2 protein-coding genes and 1 pseudogene are annotated in these 3312 nt (G+C 74.1%); 1 reads left to right on the forward strand and 2 read right to left on the reverse strand.

Annotated elements, in window-relative coordinates:
• A pseudogene (locus ACJA3G_RS33530) lies at window positions 1–820 on the reverse strand (phosphodiesterase); the annotation flags it as partial.
• 460 nt (window positions 821–1280) lie between these two features.
• The gene (locus ACJA3G_RS33535) at window positions 1281–2219 is read right to left on the reverse strand and encodes a 2-hydroxyacid dehydrogenase (protein ID WP_406556805.1); all 939 of its coding nucleotides are present in this window, start codon (window positions 2217–2219) and stop codon (window positions 1281–1283) included.
• Window positions 2220–2301: 82 nt separating this feature from the next.
• Between ACJA3G_RS33535 and ACJA3G_RS33540 the strand changes: the two genes are divergently transcribed.
• Complete coding sequence (locus tag ACJA3G_RS33540) at window positions 2302–3300, forward strand: aldo/keto reductase (protein ID WP_406556806.1); 999 nt, start codon at window positions 2302–2304, stop codon at window positions 3298–3300.
• The last annotated feature ends 12 nt before the right edge of the window (window positions 3301–3312 follow it).

Raw genomic sequence — 3312 nt, forward strand, 5'->3', positions numbered from 1 at the left:
GCCGGGCGGCGCTGAGCCTGCGGGCCACCCACGGCGCGTAGGCGAGCAGCAGCGAGGCGGCGAACCAGCCCGCGTCCAGGAGCTGGCCGGAGCGGTAGTGCTCGCGCAGCAGCGGTGAGGTGTACAGGGCGTCGCACAGCACGGTCAGGGCGAGCGCGGCGATGGCCGTGTTGATCGCCGACCGGTTGGCGGAGGAGCGCCGGAAGTGCAGCGCGAGCACCATGCTCACCAGCACGATGTCGAGCAGCGGATAGGCGAGGGCCAGCGCGGCCCTCGCGACGCTCTCGCCCTCGAAGTGCGCGGTGTGCGCGAGGGCCAGGCTCCACGAGAGGGTCAGCAGCGAGCCGCCGATCAGCCAGGAGTCCAGCGCCAGGCAGACCCAGCCGGCCCGGGTGACCGGGCGCTTGGCCAGCACAAGCAGCCCGATGATCGCGGGCGGCGCGAAGAGCAGGAAGAACAGGTCGGCCATGGAGGGCGAGGGGACCGGGTGCTCCAGCACCACCTGGTACCACCCCCAGACTCCGTTGCCGCTCGCCGCCATGGCGGAGGAGAACGAGAACAGCAGCCACGCGGGCCGAAAGCGGCTCTCCCCCTCCTCGGCGCCTCCGCGCGCGTAGAGGAAGCAGGAGACCGAGGCCGCCGTCGCCGCGGCGCTCAGCCCGAAGTCCCCCATCACATCGGCGACTTCCGGGGATCCCCAGCCGAGCGCCGCCCCCGTGGCGTACCCCGCGCAGACCACCGCGAGGACGAGCTGGGAGACCAGGCCCGTGCCGCCGTCGGGCAGCGGCCTGCTCGGCAGCACCGCCCCCGGGGCGTTCACCGGGCCCCTCCGGACCGGGACACGGTACGGATACGGGGTCCGGGGCGGCCCGCCCGGCCGGGCGGGTGGGCCCGTGCGGCCGGGCCGGGGGCCGCGGAAGGCGGACGGGCCGCCTGCGCCGGCGGCCGGGGCCGGGCCGGCACCCGGGTGCGGGCCCGGCCCCGGACCCCGGGCCGGGTGCGGGCCCCCAGAAGTCCCGCTCGTGTGCCTCGGGGTAGCCGTCGACGGCTCCGTCGCGTCGGATCGCTGGTCCATTGGCCGTGCATCGCCCGTCGCCCCCCTCGCTGTGACTTTCGCTCCCCCGCGCTCGGACACGCGGCGCAGCCCCCGGTCGGGACGATACACCAGTCTCGTCACTCAGGGACATAGTTCCTCTACGCTCCGTGACGGCTACGGCAGTTGAGGATACGGATCGCACGCGTACCACTGCGCAGAGTTGCCAATCGAAGGCGGGGCGGCCCTACGCGATCGTCATGACCACGTTGTCGAGCGGCTGCCCGGCCGCGTACCGGGTCAGCTGACGGGCCAGCAGCGCCTTCGCGCGCGGCAGGAACGCCGATGTCGAGCCCCCGACGTGGGGAGTGATGAGAACGTTCGGCGCGTGCCACAGCGGGTGTCCGGCGGGCAGCGGCTCCGGATCGGTGACGTCCAGGGCGGCGCGGACCCGGCCGCTCTTCAGCTCCGCGAGGAGCGCCTCGGTGTCCACGACCGGGCCCCGGGCGACATTCACCAGCAGGGCGCCGTCCTTCATGCGGCCCAGGAAGTCTGCGTCCGCCAGGCGCTTCGTCTGCTCGGTGAGGGGTGTGGAGAGGACCACCACGTCGGCTTCCGGGAGGAGCGCGGACAGTTCGGTGAGGGGATGCACTGGCCCGCGCGCAGTCGTGCGCCGGGAGCGCGCCACGCGCGCCACCCGGGCGCACTCAAAGGGCGCGAGCCGGTCCTCGATGGCCGCGCCGATCGATCCGTACCCCACGATCAGCACCGACTTGTCGGCCAGCGCGGGGTAGAACCCGGACCTCCACTCCTCCTTCTCCTGGCCCGCGACGAACGACGGGATGCCGCGCAGCGAGGCCAGGACGAGGGCGAGGGTGAGCTCGGCGGTGGACGCCTCGTGCACACCGCGCGCGTTGCAGAGCCGCACGCCCGGCGCCAGCGAGCCGAGACCCGGCTGTACGTGGTCGATGCCGGCCGACAGCGTCTGCACGACGTGGACGCCGGTCATCGCGGCGAGCGGCCGGACGGCGATGTCCGCGCCCTTCATGTACGGGACCACGTAGAAGGCGCAGTCGGCGGGGTCGGCGGGGAAGTCCGCGCCGCCGTCCCAGAAGCGGTAGGAGAGGCCGTCGGGGAGGCCCGGGACCTCGTCGGCGGGGACGGGGAGCCACACGTCTGCAGTCATGCCCGGAGGCTATGTCAGGACCGGCCGGGGCCAGAGGTTAGTTTGGGGGCCACACCCAGGGCGGTCGGAGGGGTACGGGGAGTTGGAGCGCAGGACTATCGGTGCGTCGGCCCTGGAGGTGGGCGCGATCGGCCTCGGCTGTATGCCGATGAGCTGGGCGTACACCGCGTCGCAGCGGCGGGGGGAGCGCTCGCTGCGCGCTGTGCACGCGGCCCTCGACGCCGGGTCCTCGCTGCTCGACACGGCGGACATGTACGGGCCGTTCACCAATGAGCTGCTGGTGGGCCGGGCGGTGAAGGAGCGCCGGGGCGAGGCGTTCCTCGCCACCAAGTGCGGGCTGCTGGTGGGCGGTGACGCGCATGTGGTGGCCAACGGGCGGCCCGGCTATGTGAAGCGGGCCTGCGACGCCTCGCTGCGGCGCCTCCAGACGGACGTGATCGACCTCTACCAACTGCACCGGGCCGACCCCGAGGTGCCGGTCGAGGAGACCTGGGGCGCGATGGCGGAGCTGGTGACGGCGGGCAAGGTGCGGGCGCTCGGGGTGTGCGCGACGGGGGCGCCGGTGAACCGGAGGGCCGGCCCTCCGCACGAGGTGACGATACGTCAACTGGAGCGGGTGCAGCAGGTCTTCCCCGTCAGCGCCGTCCAGGCCGAGCTGTCGGTGTGGGCGCGCGGCGCATTGGACACGCTGCTGCCGTGGTGCGCCGCGCGGGGCGTGGGCTTCCTGGCCGCGATGCCGCTCGGCAGCGGCTTCCTCTCCGGCACGCTCACCCCGGGCCAGGGCTTCGAGCCCGACGACGTCCGGGCCCGGCACCCCCGTTTCACCGCCGAGATGATGGCGGCCAACCAGCCCGTGGTGGCGGGGCTGCGCCGGGTCGCCGCCCGCCACGGGGAGGACGTGACCCCGGCCCAGGTCGCGCTGGCCTGGCTGCTGGGGCGGGGTCCGCACGTCATCCCGGTACCGGGCACCAAGTGCGAGGAGTGGGCGCGGGAGAACGCCGCGGCGGCGGGGCTGGTGCTGACGGCCCGGGACGAGGCGGAGATCGAACGGCTGCCCGAGGCGCGGGGGTCCTGGGACTGAGGGGATTCAGGG

Source organism: Streptomyces sp. YS-3 (genome assembly GCF_045257485.1).
Lineage (GTDB): Bacteria > Actinomycetota > Actinomycetes > Streptomycetales > Streptomycetaceae > Streptomyces.

Coding starts and splice junctions, on each gene's coding strand:
- ACJA3G_RS33535 (WP_406556805.1), bottom strand. CDS start 2,219: ATGACTGCAGACGTGTGGCTCCCCGTCCCCGCCGACGAGGTCCCGGGC.